The organism is Pseudoalteromonas sp. S1612 (assembly GCF_005887175.1).
GTDB lineage: Bacteria > Pseudomonadota > Gammaproteobacteria > Enterobacterales > Alteromonadaceae > Pseudoalteromonas > Pseudoalteromonas undina.
Map to the genome: position 1 here is coordinate 65709 of NZ_PNDH01000019.1, position 15193 is coordinate 80901.

At 40.1% G+C, this 15193-nt stretch carries 13 protein-coding genes; 7 read left to right on the top strand and 6 right to left on the bottom strand.

All coding sequences use genetic code 11. The annotated features are described in order from the left end of the window. Positions 1-44: 44 nt before the first annotated feature. Positions 45-1442, top strand: a complete 1398-nt coding sequence (gene asnS, locus CWB78_RS08090; protein ID WP_008113822.1) for an asparagine--tRNA ligase — start codon at positions 45-47, stop codon at positions 1440-1442. 126 nt (positions 1443-1568) lie between these two features. Here asnS and CWB78_RS08095 read toward each other — a convergent pair whose 3' ends face one another. The 3 genes from CWB78_RS08095 to CWB78_RS08105 form a co-directional block, all read right to left on the bottom strand. Next, the gene (locus CWB78_RS08095) at positions 1569-2648 is read right to left on the bottom strand and encodes an acyltransferase family protein (protein WP_138594999.1); all 1080 of its coding nucleotides are present in this window, start codon (positions 2646-2648) and stop codon (positions 1569-1571) included. 185 nt (positions 2649-2833) lie between these two features. Then, on the bottom strand, positions 2834-3760 hold the full coding sequence (locus CWB78_RS08100; RefSeq protein WP_008113818.1) for an electron transfer flavoprotein subunit alpha/FixB family protein: 927 nt from the start codon (positions 3758-3760) through the stop codon (positions 2834-2836). Further along, a complete protein-coding gene (locus tag CWB78_RS08105) occupies positions 3761-4510 on the bottom strand; it encodes an electron transfer flavoprotein subunit beta/FixA family protein (RefSeq protein ID WP_008113816.1) in 750 nt (249 codons plus the stop codon). A 220-nt stretch (positions 4511-4730) separates the two neighbouring features. Here CWB78_RS08105 and CWB78_RS08110 point away from each other — a divergent pair, with 220 nt between their 5' ends. The 5 genes from CWB78_RS08110 to CWB78_RS08130 all read left to right on the top strand — a co-directional run bounded on the left by CWB78_RS08110 (position 4731) and on the right by CWB78_RS08130 (position 10481). After that, a complete protein-coding gene (locus tag CWB78_RS08110; RefSeq protein ID WP_138595001.1) occupies positions 4731-6377 on the top strand; it encodes an electron transfer flavoprotein-ubiquinone oxidoreductase in 1647 nt (548 codons plus the stop codon). Positions 6378-6478: 101 nt separating this feature from the next. Then, positions 6479-6943, top strand: a complete 465-nt coding sequence (locus CWB78_RS08115; RefSeq protein ID WP_008113812.1) for an acyl-CoA thioesterase — start codon at positions 6479-6481, stop codon at positions 6941-6943. A 246-nt stretch (positions 6944-7189) separates the two neighbouring features. Continuing rightward, positions 7190-7759, top strand: coding sequence for an outer membrane beta-barrel protein (locus tag CWB78_RS08120; protein WP_054200983.1), 570 nt, complete (start codon positions 7190-7192; stop codon positions 7757-7759). 163 nt (positions 7760-7922) lie between these two features. Further along, positions 7923-8627, top strand: coding sequence for a tRNA (N6-threonylcarbamoyladenosine(37)-N6)-methyltransferase TrmO (gene tsaA, locus CWB78_RS08125; protein ID WP_055012102.1), 705 nt, complete (start codon positions 7923-7925; stop codon positions 8625-8627). Positions 8628-8756: 129 nt separating this feature from the next. Further along, on the top strand, positions 8757-10481 hold the full coding sequence (locus CWB78_RS08130; protein WP_138595003.1) for a proline--tRNA ligase: 1725 nt from the start codon (positions 8757-8759) through the stop codon (positions 10479-10481). A 179-nt stretch (positions 10482-10660) separates the two neighbouring features. On the opposite strand, the gene CWB78_RS08135 is transcribed toward CWB78_RS08130, so the two are convergent. From CWB78_RS08135 to CWB78_RS08145, 3 genes are read right to left on the bottom strand one after another with little or no spacing between them, the layout of a single operon-like run. After that, the gene (locus CWB78_RS08135; protein ID WP_055012100.1) at positions 10661-11869 is read right to left on the bottom strand and encodes an ABC transporter permease; all 1209 of its coding nucleotides are present in this window, start codon (positions 11867-11869) and stop codon (positions 10661-10663) included. After that, positions 11862-12650 (bottom strand): ABC transporter ATP-binding protein, encoded by a 789-nt coding sequence (locus CWB78_RS08140; RefSeq protein WP_010390097.1) that lies wholly within the window; start codon positions 12648-12650, stop codon positions 11862-11864. The genes CWB78_RS08135 and CWB78_RS08140 overlap by 8 nt, the downstream gene beginning before the upstream one ends. Beyond that, entirely contained in the window at positions 12647-13459 is an 813-nt protein-coding gene (locus CWB78_RS08145) for a DUF3025 domain-containing protein (protein WP_138569692.1), read from the bottom strand. Before CWB78_RS08145 ends, CWB78_RS08140 begins: the two co-directional genes overlap by 4 nt. A 107-nt stretch (positions 13460-13566) precedes the next feature. Here CWB78_RS08145 and CWB78_RS08150 point away from each other — a divergent pair, with 107 nt between their 5' ends. Next, positions 13567-15192, top strand: coding sequence for a M28 family metallopeptidase (locus CWB78_RS08150; RefSeq protein WP_138595005.1), 1626 nt, complete (start codon positions 13567-13569; stop codon positions 15190-15192). Position 15193: the final 1 nt, after the last annotated feature.

The window sequence follows — 15193 nt, forward strand, 5'->3', positions numbered from 1 at the left end:
CAGTTAATTTATATAGTTAGGCAACTTATATCATTGGAGTGAAGATGAGCCATTTAGCGATTTCAGAGCTATTAAAAGGCAATGTTGCGGTAGACAGCCAAGTAACCATTAAAGGCTGGATCCGTACACGCCGCGATTCAAAAGCAGGAATATCATTTTTAGCCGTTCATGACGGTTCGTGTTTTGATCCTATTCAAGCGGTAGTTCCTAATTCACTGAATAATTATGATGAAGTTACAAGCTTAACAGCAGGCTGTTCTGTGTCGGTTACCGGTGTATTAGTACAATCAGCAGGACAAGGTCAATCTTTCGAAATTCAAGCTAACTCAGTAACTGTGTTAGGTTGGGTTGAAAACCCAGACACCTACCCAATGTCGGCTAAACGCCACAGCATTGAGTATTTACGTGAACACGCTCACCTTCGCCCTCGCACTAATATGATTGGCGCAGTAACACGTGTCCGTAACTGTTTAGCACAAGCAATCCACCGTTTTTACCATGAGCAAGGGTTTTACTGGATCAGCACGCCAATTATTACTGCAAGTGACTGTGAAGGCGCAGGTGAGATGTTCCGTGTATCAACGCTTGATATGCAAAATCTGCCAATGACGGACAAAGGCGAGATTGATTACAGCGAAGACTTTTTTGGTAAAGAAGCCTTTCTAACGGTATCTGGCCAGCTAAACGGTGAAACATATGCATCAGCTATGTCAAAAATTTACACCTTTGGTCCTACGTTCCGTGCAGAAAATTCAAATACATCTCGCCACTTAGCTGAATTTTGGATGGTAGAGCCAGAAGTTGCGTTTGCTGATTTAGAAGATATCGCAAAACTGGCTGAAAACATGCTTAAGTATGTATTTAAAGCTGTATTAGAAGAACGCCGTGACGACATGGAATTTTTCGCATTACGTGTTGAAAAAACAGCCATTAGCCGTTTAGAAGAATTTGTTGAAAAAGACTTTGCCCAAGTTGACTACACCGATGCTGTAGAGATTTTAAAAGCGTGTGGCAAGAAATTTGAGTACGACGTTGAATGGGGTGTAGATTTACAGTCTGAGCACGAGCGCTACCTAGCTGAAGAACACTTTAAAGCACCGGTTGTTATTAAAAACTACCCGCGTGATATTAAAGCATTCTACATGCGCCAAAACGAAGACGGCAAAACTGTTGCTGCTATGGACGTAGTAGCACCAGGTATTGGTGAGATCATTGGTGGTTCACAACGTGAAGAGCGTCTTGATGTATTAGATGCACGCCTTGAAGAGATGGGCTTAAACAAAGAAGACTACAGCTGGTACCGCGATCTACGTAAATACGGTAGCGTGCCACACTCTGGATTTGGTTTAGGGTTTGAGCGCTTAGTTGCTTATGTTACCGGTATGGGTAACGTACGTGATGTGATTGCGTTCCCACGTACCAAAGGCAGCGCAACGTACTAAGCTAAGCTTTGTAACGTTAAATAAAAAAACCAACCCGCGGGTTGGTTTTTTATTGTCTGATATATTAATGTGCATAAATACTTGAACAATTAGCCTCCCGCTTAGGGAAGCAAATTGTTATAAATACTAAATCTTTATAAATATTTTTCGTTTATAAAGCACATTCGAAATTACCCAAAAGCCAATAACATGCAATAAAGCAAAGGTGAACGATGCCAATTTAGCGCTCATAACTAAGGCGAGTTGCTGATACATCCAATCCCCCAAGTTTAGCTCGCCAATACTAATCAGTGAATAGCTCAGTACCCACACAGCCGATAATACATATATAAACAGTGGGTTTGATCCATACACAATTAATGGATTAACAAGACGATCAGGTTTAACAATGTCACAAAGCCAAACAAAAAATGCCAACACAATACAGGCAATCCCGGATGTGTAAATAACAAAGCTACTAGTCCAAAGTGATTTATTAATTGGCATAACCATTGAGCTTAATTGCCCGATAACAACTGCAACTACACCAATAACTAATAAACGCTTAATGCTTGTCCACTTGCTACTTGTGCTCGTTAACAGGCGGGTCACTTCAAAACCAAATAATACACTCACCACTGCGGGTAACGTACTGATCAGCCCTTCTGGATCAAATGCGAGCCCTTTACCTTGCCATAAATGCGACTCACCTAGTACGGCAATATCGAGCGCTCTAACTAGGTTATGTTCGAGTGTATAAGCATTTTCAGCGCCAACACTTAACAGTAATAACCAATAAGCAATTAAGGTAATAACCGATAGCGTTAACACCCCTCGCCTATTTAAAAACAACACACAGATAGACGCTAAAATATAGGCTATCCCTATACGTTGCAGTACACCTAATATTCTCAAGTTTTCTATATTGGTAGTAAAGGGATAAATATTTAAAGCTAGACCAATGGCAAATATAATTGCTCCACGTTTAACTAGTCTTAATACTTGGCTAGCACTGGCTGCACTGTTCGTTTTTTTGAACGAAAAAAACATCGCAGAGCCAATAATAAACATAAAAAACGGAAAAATTACATCCGTAGGGGTACAGCCATGCCAATCTGCATGAAGTAAAGGGGCATACACATGGGACCACGATCCCGGAGTGTTTACCAGTATCATTAACGCTATGGTTAGCCCACGCATAGCATCAAGTGCTTTATACCTTGTCATTTTGGCTCCTATTTAATAATTTGTATTGCTACAAATGACAACGCTGTCACTTTGTAGTAAAAAAACTTAAATCGCAAGTAATTTAGATAAGTGGAGTTGTTGAATTAAAAAAGCCGCAGAATCAATAATGAAACGGCGGCTTTAAATCAGAATTTGTTACTTTAGGAGCGGTTTATTGCTGTCCTTTATAGTGCTTGCTCTAACTGTGGTAAAACATCAAATAAGTCAGCAACTAAACCGTAATCAGCTACTTGGAATATTGGTGCATCAGGGTCTTTATTAATGGCAACAATAACTTTTGAATCTTTCATACCTGCAAGATGCTGAATGGCACCACTAATACCCACAGCAATATATAAATTAGGCGCGACAATTTTACCTGTTTGCCCTACTTGCATATCGTTAGGCACAAAGCCCGCGTCAACCGCTGCACGTGATGCACCAATAGCGGCACCGAGTTTATCGGCAATGCCATTTAATAATGCAAAATTTTCACCATTTTGCATACCACGACCACCCGAAATAACCACATCTGCAGCCGTTAGCTCTGGACGCTCTGATTCAGTTTGTTCAACACTAACAAAACTGCTTAACTGTGAATCAGAGACTGCATCTACAGCGGTTACATTAGCTGGAGCTTGCTCGCCTTGTAAATCAAAGCTACTTGCACGTACTGTGATCACTTTTTTACTATCGAGCGATTTAACCGTTGCAATAGCATTACCCGCGTAAATTGGACGTTTAAATGTATCAGCGTCAATTACATCAATAATTTCTGAAATTTGCGCTACATCTAATAATGCGGCAACACGCGGCATAAAGTTTTTACCTGTAGTAGTTGCACTTGCCACAATATGGCTGTAACTATCTGCAAGTGATAACACTAGATCTGTCATGCTTTCAGCAAGTTGATGCTCATAAACTGCATTATCAGCAAGTAAAACATTCGCAACACCCTCAATGCTCGCGAGTGACTCACTCATGGCGCCAAGGTTTATGCCTGCTAATAATACATCTACGTCAAAGCCTAATTTTTTAGCGGCATTAATCGTTTTTGAGGTTTCTGGTTTTAAGGCACCGTTATCGTGCTCTGCAATTACAAGAGTTTTCATTTAAATCACCTTTGCCTCTGTTTTAAGTTTTTCTACAAGCTGTGCAACATCTTCAACAATAATCCCGCCGCTACGTTTTGCAGGCTCTTCTACACTGACCAATTCAATACGCGGGGCTAAATCTACACCTAGCGAATCAGCCGCAATAACTTCTAACGGCTTACGTTTGGCTTTCATAATATTAGGTAGCGACGCATAACGAGGCTCATTTAAACGTAAATCGGTGGTGACTATTGCGGGTAAATTAAGTGCAACGGTTTGTAAACCGCCATCAACTTCACGAGTAACATTTACTTTGCCATTTTCAATAACCACTTTAGAAGCAAACGTACCTTGACCACGGTTAGTCAGCGCCGCTAGCATTTGACCTGTTTGATTATTATCAGAATCGATTGACTGTTTTCCTAAAATAACCAGTTCAGGCGATTCTTGTTCAACTACTTTGGCAAGCAATTTTGCTATATGTAAAGACTCTAAGTTTTCTTCTGTTTCAACATGAATCGCTTTATCTGCGCCCAAAGCCAGTGCTGTGCGTAATTGTTCTTGAGATGCTTTAGCGCCAATAGTAACAACAACTACTTCGGTTGCAGTACCCGCTTCTTTTAAACGAATCGCTTCTTCCACAGCAATTTCACAAAATGGGTTCATGGCCATTTTTACGTTAGTTAAATCAACACCGCTGTTGTCAGGTTTAACGCGAGCTTTTACGTTGTAGTCGATCACTCTTTTTATTGGTACGAGAACTTTCATAGGGACTCCATAATTATTTAAACCTATAAGCTAACGTCTACGTCAACCTATTTATTTTATGAAATCAGACTACTTCCTGTTGACGTAAACGTCAACCTAAAATAACCTTAAACTATTCACAACCTGTAACGATTAATTTGCATAACAAAGAAACAGGTTGCTTAGCTTACTTTTTGCCAAATAATGCAAAGGTGAGTCCGTCATAGATAAAGAGGTTATTATGATTGAACGCGAAACCATGGAATTTGATGTTGTTGTTGTAGGGGCAGGTCCTGCGGGGCTTTCAACAGCAATTAAACTCGCGCAGCAAGCACAAGAAAAACAACAAGAGTGCATGATATGTGTAGTTGAAAAAGGCTCAGAAGTTGGCGCACATGTATTATCAGGTGCCGTTTTTGAAACCAAAGCACTTGACGAATTACTGCCAAATTGGCAGGAACTCGGCGCTCCTGTTTCGACTAAAGTGGTAAATGATGAGATTTACTGGTTTAACAACGAACATAAAGCAACCTCAATTCCTCACTTTGCTACACCAAATACATTTCATAACAAGGGTAACTACATTGTTTCTATGGGTAATGTATGTCGCTGGTTAGCAGAGCAAGCAGAAAACCTTGGAGTAGAAATATTTCCAGGCTTTAGTGCGCATTCAGTCATTATTGAAGATGATGTTGTAAAAGGCATCATTACTGGCGATATGGGTGTAGATAAAGATGGCAATGAAAAAGACGGTTACATGCCAGGTATGGAGCTACGCGCTAAGTACACAGTATTTGCTGAGGGCTGTCGCGGTCATTTAGGTAAGCAACTTATCAATCAGTTTGCTTTAGACGATGAAAGTTCACCACAGCATTATGGTTTAGGTTTTAAAGAAATTTGGCAAGTTGATGAATCTAAACATCAATTGGGTAAAGTTGTACACGGAACCGGTTGGCCATTAAGTGGTGACACTGGCGGTGGCGCCTTTATGTATCACAGCGAAAACAACCAAGTGGTTGTGGGGTTAATTGTTGATTTAAATTACTCTAACCCACACTTAAGCCCGTTTGATGAATTTCAACGATTAAAACATCACCCTATTTTCAAAAATACACTTGAAGGTGGAGAACGTATTGCCTATGGCGCACGTGCCATTGCAAAAGGCGGTTTACATTCATTACCAAAAATGCACTTCCCAGGTGGTTTATTAGTGGGCTGTGATGCTGGCACGCTTAATTTTGCAAAAATTAAAGGCAATCATACGGCTATGAAATCAGGCATGATAGCCGCTGAGGTCATTTTTAATGCGCTACAAAACGATTTAGCTAATAATGATTTAACCCAGTACACCGCTGAGTTTAAAAAGTCATGGGCGTATAAAGAGCTGTATCAGTCTCGTAATTTTGGCCCTGCTATGCATACCTTAGGTAAATTTGCAGGCGGCGCATATAACACGCTTGATCAAAATATATTTAAGGGTGCCCTACCGTTTAACTTTAAAGATAACGTACCTGACCATGCAACTTTAAAAGACGCTAACCAAGCTGAAAAAATTAACTACCCTAAGCCTGATGGCAAACTCAGTTTTGATAAGCTTTCTTCGGTATTTTTATCTAATACTAATCATGAAGAATCGCAGCCGTGTCACTTAAAACTAAAAGATGCATCAATTCCGATTAACGTTAACTTAGTTAAATTTGACGAGCCAGCACAGCGCTACTGCCCTGCCGGCGTTTACGAAGTACAAGAAGTAGAAGGCGAGCAATCCTTTGTGATCAACGCGCAAAACTGTGTGCATTGTAAAACCTGTGACATTAAAGATCCGAGCCAAAATATTACCTGGGTAACTCCCGAAGGTGCTGGTGGCCCTAACTATCCCAATATGTAACAACCTTTCTATAGAAATTATAAACTTATCCTAAATTGCAGGGGCTTCGGCCCCTTTTTTGCGCTATGCTGTTTAGTAATATGAATGAATGAGAGTGTGTTATGGCGTCGTCGAGTGTAATTTTTCGTTTTTTAGCAGAACCAACCGATGTAAATTTTGGTGGTAAGGTGCATGGCGGTGTGGTCATGAAGTGGATTGACCAAGCGGGTTATGCCTGTGCTGCGGGCTGGAGCGGCCATTACTGTGTAACAGTATCGGTTGCGGGCGTTAAGTTTAGCCGTCCTATCTTAGTTGGCCAAATTGTTGAGGTTGAAGCAAAAATTGCACACACCGGCAAAACCAGCATGCAAATTTTTATTCAAGTTCGCTGTGGCGACCCGAAAACGCAAAACTTAGTTGAAACCAATCACTGTGTTATTAGCTTTGTTGCTATGGATGAAACGGGTTACCCTGTGGCGGTACCAGAATTTAAATCGGTTACCGACGAAGACAAAAAGCTTGAGAACTACGCAATTAAAATGAAGCAAATAGCCATCGAAACAGAAAACTTATTAGATAAAGTTTAATTTAGTTACTTTTATAGGTATGTAGAAACTACAACAACTTGTAAAAGCTACAATTTTTTAATTTTTATGGATTAACTGCACGCTGAACACCTGATTGTTTTGCGTGCCAAAAACACCATAGTAGCTTAACAAACACACATAAAGACTAAATATTAGGCTAAATAATACTTGGCACGCTCACTGCAATTAGTAAATCGACGTTTGATGAAATAATTCATCGATATTACTTTTTAAAGGAGCTATATAATGATTAAAACACTTTCTCTTTCTGCACTTGCTTTAGCAACACTGGGTTTTAATTCAGCGGCACAAGCTGATGTTACCGACATGGACTCTCCGCGTATTTACACTGGTATTGGTTATGGCCAATATTCATTTCAGTTTGAAGATAGCGAAAACGACACCGACTTTGATGACGACGCGCAAATGTTAAAAGGTTACATTGGTACTCAATTTAATGAACATTTAAGTCTTGAGCTTGCCTATCTAAATTTTGATGAAGTGAGTGATATAGACAGCAAAGCTGAAATTGATGGCGTATCGTTAGCAGCACGTTTTGCAGCGCCGATCACTGAAGATTTTTCTGTTTATGCAAAAGGTGGTTGGTTTGAATGGGATGCAGACGTTACTCAAGAGCTACCGGTTGGCAGCATCAGCGCATCTCAAGATGGCGGCGACGTGTTTTACGGTGCAGGTATTGAATATGCATTTACAACCAATATGCAAGTGCGTTTAGAGTATGAGCGTTATGAATTAGAAGATGATATTGATCCAGAAATGGATGTTGCGTCAGTATCATTCCAATACATGTTTTAATAAAAGCTCAATTATTAAAACGTTAGGTAAGGCTATTTTTAGCCTTACCTTTTTTATTTCACATTTAAACCAATCAGTCTATAACTCCTCTCCTAATTAAGCTAATGCCAGCAACATTAATAACAGGTAGAATAACGCTCTATTTTTTCTATAACCGAGCATTATGAGCGATTATCAAATTTCGGCTATTGGCCATATTCAATCTCCGTATAAACAAAAATTTGCCATTCCTAGGCAACCTAGATTAGTACCCGAGGCTAAAGCCAAACTGATTTTTGCCAAAGAATTTAATCGTGAAGAGTTTGTTCGCGGATTAGATGAATTTAGCCATATTTGGCTGTTATTTCGTTTTCATGAAACTGCAGATAAAGGCTATTCAGCAATGGTTCGCCCGCCGCGCCTTGGCGGTAATGAGCGTAAAGGCGTATTTGCTACTCGTGCTACTTTTCGTCCAAATGCTATTGGCATGAGTGCAGTAAAGTTGGAGGGAATTGAGTATACAAACGGCCAGTTGGCGTTATTGCTCGCCGGTATTGATTTACTTGATGGCACACCCATCGTAGATATAAAACCTTATTTACCCTATTCAGACTCATTACCCGATGCAAGCGCTGGATTTGCCGATACGCGCCCAGAGACTCAAATGAGTGTTGAGTTTAGCCAACAGGCTATAGAATTTATAAATAAACAAAGTCACTATCCTGAGCTACAAGCGTTTATTAGTAATGTGCTAAAACAAGATCCGCGCCCTGCCTATAAAAAGCAAAAACAAGGCGTGCAAAGCTATGGTATGAATTTGTATGAATACAATATTACCTGGCAAGTGACTGATTCTCATCATCTGGTTACTCATATTGAGCTCAGTTAAGCTAACTTTAAAGCCCTGCTATGGCTATAAAATTCGATAAAAAATCACTTAGCGCTTTAGTGTCAATGCAACCGCTGGTAAACTGAGCGCCTTAATTAAAAGAACATATCACTCTATTTCGGAAAAAACATGCGTACTAGTCAATATATACTCGCTACACTTAAAGAAACGCCATCCGATGCGGAAATTGTCTCGCATCAATTAATGCTTAGAGCCGGAATGATCCGTCGCGTCGCTTCGGGTTTATACACTTGGCTTCCCTCTGGCTTACGTGTGCTAAGAAAAGTAGAAAACATAGTACGCGAAGAAATGGATAAAGCCGGCGCAATTGAAATGCTTATGCCTGTTATTCAGCCTGCTGATTTATGGGAAGAGTCTGGCCGCTGGAGTGAGTTTGGTCCTGAGTTAATGCGCTTTACCGACCGTCATAATCGTGAATTTGCCATGGGCCCTACCCATGAAGAAGTGATCACCGATTTTGTTCGTAAAGAAATTAACAGCTACAAACAACTACCAATTACTTTGTACCAAGTACAAACTAAAGTACGTGACGAACGTCGCCCACGTTTTGGTGTTATGCGTGCCCGTGAATTTACTATGAAAGATGCCTACTCATTCCATTTAACCGATGAATGTTTAGATGCAACGTATCAAGTTATGCACAAAGCCTACTGTAATATTTTTGAACGTTTAGGCTTAGATTACCGCCCAGTAATTGCAGATACAGGCTCTATTGGCGGTAGTGTATCGCATGAGTTCCATGTACTTGCTGAATCTGGCGAAGATGCCATTGCTTTTAGTGATGCCAGCGACTACGCCGCTAATATTGAAAAAGCCGAAGCATTAGCGCCAACTGAAGCTCGCCCACAAGCAAGCAAAGAGTTAAAAGCATTCCCAACGCCTGATGCTAAAACAATTAATGAGCTTAAAAAACACTATGGCGTAAAACCCCATCGCGGTGTTAAAACATTAGTGGTTTATGGTACTCCTAATGAAGACGGCGTACGCGGGCTTGTTGCATTAGTACTGCGTGGCGATCACGAACTTAATGAACTCAAAGCTGAAAAGCACCCATTGGTTGATTCTCCACTTGAAATGGCAACCGAAGCAGATATTGTTGCTGCCATTGGCGCAAAACCAGGCTCTTTAGGCCCAGTTGGCTTGAACATGCCTATTATTGTTGATAGAACAGCGGATGTAATGGCTGATTTTGTAGCCGGTGCCAATAATGATGATGAGCACTTTAGCGGTATTAACTGGGATCGCGACGTAACAAACTACGAAGTTGCTGATATCCGTAATATTGTAGAAGGCGATCCTAGCCCGTGTGGTCAAGGCACGTTACAAATTAAGCGCGGTATTGAAGTGGGTCATATTTTCCAGCTAGGTACTAAGTACTCAGAAGCATTAAAAGCAGGTGTACTAAGCGAGTCAGGTAAAAACCAAATAATGACTATGGGCTGTTATGGAATTGGTGTATCACGTATTGTTGCTGCAGCTATTGAGCAAAATAACGATCAATACGGTATTACATGGCCTAAAGCTATAGCTCCTTTCGATTTAGCAATTGTGCCAATGAATATGCATAAATCGCATCGTATTCCTGATATTGCTAATAACCTATATCAAGGTTTAAAAGATGCAGGCCTAGATGTGCTATTTGATGACCGTAAAGAGCGCCCTGGTGTTATGTTTAACGACATGGAATTACTTGGTGTACCTTACACACTTGTCATTGGTGAGCGTAACCTTGATGAGAATAAGGTAGAACTTAAAAACCGTCGCACCGGTGAAAAACTTATGATAGATATTGATAGCGCAATTGAAACTATTAAAGCGCAATTTAAATCATAAATAGTAATCTCATTAAAAAACCGCTGTATGATTTTTTCATACAGCGGTTTTTTATTGATTGCTTATCTAGTAATTTTCAAACACAGAGCTTAAATTAAGCAAATAGCACTGTCTCATAATTAATAATTTATAAAAAAAGGTCGCTGTGCGACCTTTTAAATACTTAGCAATTTAGATGGTTATCTAAACAACACGTCTTCGCGGTTAAACCACTTAACACAAAATGCCAATAGTGCACCGGCTATCAGTGCCGTAGCCAAAAATATTAATCCCACCAGCGTGTAATCGACTGTGCCTTTAATAATTTCTTTAATCGCTAAGGCGACGTTAGTAACCGGAATAAAGGCTGTTTTAGCGGTCAGTTCCATATTAGGCATAATAGAGATAATAATTGGGAAAAATACCACCATACTTAATGGCGTCATGTAATTTTGCGCTTCTTTAAACGAACGTGCATAGATTGATATAGCCAATGCTAATGCAGAAAAAATAGCTGCAATTGGTAATAATAATACAAAAATCATCAGCAAGTCTGAAATGCCTAATGTACTAAACGCGGCTTTAATAAACTCTAGATCAGCAAATGCCAGTGCTAATGCTATCCAACACCCCATACTAATCACGGTGATAGTAGTTGATGCGATTGAAGTTGTGAGTAGAGTAATAAATTTACCCAATACTAGCTCTGTACGAGTAATGGGGGTAAGTAATAACGTTTCTAAAGTACCACGCTCTTTTTCGCCAGCGCCTAAATCAATTGCTGGGTAAGTTGCCCCCATTAGCACTAGCGGGATAAGTAAATAAGGTAAAAACCCACCTACTTTTTCACCTAAGTTTTCACGTTTGTCTGCAGTATCAACTTTAACCACATTAATTGGCTTTAAAATAGATTCTTGTGCGCTTTTATCGATACCAAAACTCAATAGTTTACTTTCTTGAAGTGTATCGCTGTACTCTTTAGCAAGTTCTTTTACACGCTCAAATAAGAAGTTAATTGATTTTGAATCATTAAATACAACTTGCCATTCACTTTGCTTTTTATCATCTAATGTTTTTACTGCATCGCTTGGTAAGTATATTCCCATGTCGATATCGCCAGCAGTTACCCCTGCTTTTAGCTCCTCAACACTATTAAAAGTTTTATCGCCTTTATATAACTCAAAGCTTTTATGATAAAACACTTTATCAGTAAATTCTGGGGCAAAGTCGCCATTGATAATCGCATAAGTATTCACTTTTTGCTCTGCATCAAGCGCGGCTTGCGAAGAAATAAACGCAACCACAGCAAATAACAACGGAAAAACCACAATCGGAAATACTACCACGAACAACAAGGTTTTTTTATCGCGTAGCAGCTCGGTTAATTCCTTTTTAAAAACTTCAAACATCTTGCTTCTCCGTTAATATGTTCATAAACGCTTGGTTTAATTCTTCGCTGTTACCCGCTTGTTTAAATTCAGCGAGGGTGCCATCAAAACAACTTACACCTTCATTAATAACCGCTACACGGTCACATAAAAGCGCAACTTCATCTAAATGGTGCGTTGAGAAAATAACCGGAGTGCCTTGTGCTTTTAAGCCTTTAATAAAGTTAATCACTGTTTGCGTGGTCATAATATCAAGCCCGGTAGTTGGCTCATCAAGAATAACAACGTCTGGATGATGCACCACAGCACGCGCAATGTTGGCTTTTTGCTTCATACCGGTTGATAAGTTTTCAGCACGTTTATCAATAAATTTATGCATATCGAGTAAGGTAAATAACTCTTCACAGCGTGCCTTGATTGCCTGCTTGCTCATGCCATGTAGCTTTGCAAAATATTCGATATTTTCTTTTACCGTTAAACGGCCATATAAACCAGTAGAGCCAGACAAAAACCCGATAGATTTACGCCCAATGAGTGGCTTTTTAATTATGTCATTTCCAGCAATAGTAATACTGCCATCATCCGGTTTTAATGCGGTTGAAATCATTCTTAAGGTGGTGGTTTTACCCGCGCCATTAGGCCCTAACAGCCCCAATACTTCGCCTTTTGCACAGCTAAAGCTGACATTTTTTACTGAATGAAAAAAGTCTTTATCTTCGCGTGGGTCTACTTCATCTGTTTTATTTTTTTTATGATCTTTAGTGAGCTTAAACTTCTTCTTAAGCGCGGTGACTTCTATCATTTTCGTGTCCTTCGTTTCGGTCTAAAATAGTCCGTGTTGTCGTAAAATGATGAATTGTTATTCTCCTCACACCAACCAGGAACACCTAATAATGGTAAGGGTGAAAGCTGTTTATTATCGGCTAAACAATCATCATTTTTAATCATCTCATAAAGTTGCTTATCTAGGTACTGATATTGCGTTACTAAATCTTTACAAAATATTTCATCGGGTACATTCACAAATAATGCTTTGCCTGTGAGCCCAATATAAGGTTTGGTCAACATTTCGTAATTAGCGTGGCCAAACATGAATGGCGCTATAGTTTTACCCCACTGCTCTCTATGCGTTATAAATGCTGTTTTCCATTGGTGGTCTCTTAAGCATGCTTTCCAATTAGAGTCACTAATAGCTAAAACTACGCCACACTCGTCAAACAGGGTTAATGCGTTACGATGTTTACTGCGTTGTTTTAAACCATGCACAGCTATTTCATCTACATGACGCTGATTGATTAGGGCTTTTGTTTTTGGGAATAAACACCAAATAAAACCACCAAACAGATCATGCCAATTTTGCTGGCGAGTAGGTACTTCCCCAGTTTCAAAAATAACTTGTTCATAATAGCGCTCAGCAAAGTCAACCTTTGCATCATCGATAAAACGAACGGGGAGATTATTTGCGTTTATGGCATTTAAGTACGGGGCAAAATACGCAGGTTCTGGCCAGTCTGTTTGTTGATGAATTTTAAACAGCTGACGTAAGTGAGCAAATGCCCCTGTGTTTAGGCTCGTTACTTGGAATTGTTCTGGGGGAGTAAAACGCTTCATTGTTACCTTTACTGTACATTTTTATCCGGGACAGTTTACCGCAAAAACTGGTTCTAATTAACAGAAGTTCATATACTAGGGCCACTTAGAACAAAAAAAGAGCCAATATGAAACGTTATTTTTCTTTGACCTTAATCACAACAGCGATTCTAGCGGGTTGTGCAACAACAAGTATCACTTCTGACGATGTCGCGAAAGGCTATAACAGCATTCAAGCCGATGAAATTGCTAAGCATGTAAAAGTGTTAGCCTCTGATGAGTTTGGTGGTCGTGCTCCTTCATCTGAAGGTGAAAAGCTTACGCTTGACTACTTAACAAAAGAATTTACTGCATTGGGCTTTGAACCGGGTAACGGTGATAGTTTTTTCCAAGAAGTCCCGCTTGTATCATTAGAAGCAGACTCTGACATGGTGCTTAATATTGGTGGTAAAGACTACCAATACAAAAAAGACATGGTAATGGGTAGTAGCCGTATAAGTGCGCAAGAAGGGATTGAAAATTCAGAGCTGGTATTTGTCGGCTACGGTGTTAACGCACCTGAATATAACTGGAATGATTACGAAGGCCTAGATGTTAAGGGTAAAACCGTCGTGATGCTGGTAAATGATCCTGGCTTTGCAACTAAAGATCCAAACTTATTTACCGGTGATGCCATGACCTATTACGGGCGCTGGACTTATAAATACGAAGAAGCAAGCCGTCAAGGTGCAGCGGGCGCTATTATCATTCATGAAACGGCTCCTGCTTCTTACCCTTGGTCAGTGGTTGAGAACTCGTGGAGTGGCGAGCAGTTTGGTTTTGTAAAAGATAATAACAACATGGATCGTGTTGCTGTTGAAGGTTGGGTTACTGTTGATCTAGCAAAAGAGCTATTTACTAAAGCAGGCCTTGATTTTGATACTGCTAAAGCAGAAGCAGCTAAAGGCGCTTACCATGTAGATATGGGCGATTTAGCTGCCACTGTGAATGTAAAAAATACCATCAAAAAATCGGTATCTTATAACTTTATTGCCACTCTTCCTGGTAGTAAAACGCCAGATGAGCATATTATTTACTCTGCGCATTGGGATCATTTAGGAACGGATAAAAATCGTAAAGGCGATCAAATTTATAATGGTGCCCACGATAATGCGACAGGTACAGCCGGTATGATCGAAGTGGCTGAAGCATTTACCAAACTAGGTAAACGCCCTGACCGCTCAATGACCTTTTTAGCGGTAACCGCTGAAGAACAAGGTTTGCTTGGCTCAAAATACTACGCCGCTAACCCGGTTATTCCGGCAAATAAAACCGTTGCTAATATTAATATGGATAGCTTAAACCTATTAGGAAAAGTAAAAGATATTAGTGTGGTGGGTATTGGGAAATCGCAAATGGATGAACTATTAGCAACTGCTGCAAAAGAGCAAGGCAGAACAGTATCGGGCGACCCTAAACCATCTTCAGGTGGTTACTACCGCTCTGATCACTTTGCCTTTGCCAATATGGGTGTACCTGCTATGTATGCCGGTGGTGGTTCAGAAGCATTTGACGAAGAAACGGCTAATTATCGCAAGCGTATGAGTTTAGTATTGCGCGGTTGTTACCACCAGCCTTGTGATAGATATCGTGATGAGTGGGATTTATCAGGTGCGGTTCAAGATTTACAACTATTTTATAAAGTAGGTTTTGATATTTCACAGCAAACTCAATGGCCTACTTGGAATGAAAACTCAGAGTTTCAACGTAAATAAA